Consider the following 943-nt stretch of genomic DNA (forward strand, 5'->3'; position numbering starts at 1 on the left):
GGCTCAGGACGCGTCTCGACGCTGCCTTGCGCCGTGTCTATGGTCTGCGTGATTTCGAGGCAGCACTCTCCGAAGAGCGCGGCGTGATGATGCGCGAGGTCCGCGACCAGCTCAGGCCCGATGCCACATCGCTCGGCCTGCAGATCGAGGATGTCCGCATTCGCCGCACCGATCTCACGGCCGAGGTCTCGCAGCAGACCTTCGACCGCATGAAGGCGGAACGCCTTGCGGAAGCTGCCCGGCTGAGGGCGCGCGGCAATGAGGCGGCACAGCGCATCACCGCCCGCGCCGATCGCGAAGTGGTCGAGATCGTCGCCGAAGCCCAAAAAGAGTCGGAAATCCTGCGCGGCGAGGGCGAGGCCCAGCGCAGCGCCACCTTCGCGGGAGCCTATCAGCGCGATCCGGCTTTCTTCGACTTCTACCGGTCGATGAATGCCTATGGCACGGCGCTGGACAACACCGGAACGACGATGGTGCTGTCGCCGAACTCGGAGTTCTTCCGCTTCTTCCGCAATCCCGACGGCAGCGAGGGATCGGCAAAGCCGGCTTCGCCTGCGCCAAACGCTCCGGCGACGGCACCCGCCGCGCCGGCGGCACAGCCCAGCACCGGCCAGTAGCGGCCGGTGCAGGATTTTCTTGCCGCCATGGGCCTCGTCCTCGTCATAGAGGGTCTGGTCTATGGCGGCTTTCCCGGCCTGGCCAGGAAGCTTGCCACCGAAGTGCTGTCGCTGCCCGAGAACGCGCTGCGGATTGCCGGGCTGGCGGCGATCGCGATCGGCGTCGGCATCGTCTGGCTGGTACGAGGCGCATGAGGGCGGCGATGATTTATCCTCTGCCGATAGTCATAGCCGCAAACGTGCCGTATTTTTTGCCAACATGGCGTGACGCGGCGTTTTCGTCGAAGCGCTTTTCTTTTCAAGAATACCGGGAGGCTTCTCGATGA

2 protein-coding genes are annotated in these 943 nt (G+C 64.9%); both read left to right on the forward strand.

Annotated elements, in window-relative coordinates:
* Positions 1–617 (forward strand): protease modulator HflC (locus EN884_RS29355; protein WP_164895224.1); only part of this gene is annotated, 617 nt, incomplete at its 5' end.
* A gap of 6 nt (positions 618–623) precedes the next feature.
* Positions 624–812 (forward strand): DUF2065 domain-containing protein, encoded by a 189-nt coding sequence (locus tag EN884_RS29360; RefSeq protein WP_013531032.1) that lies wholly within the window; start codon positions 624–626, stop codon positions 810–812.
* The last annotated feature ends 131 nt before the right edge of the window (positions 813–943 follow it).

This window comes from Mesorhizobium sp. M7A.F.Ca.AU.001.01.1.1, assembly GCF_004022735.1.
Classification (GTDB): domain Bacteria; phylum Pseudomonadota; class Alphaproteobacteria; order Rhizobiales; family Rhizobiaceae; genus Mesorhizobium; species Mesorhizobium ciceri.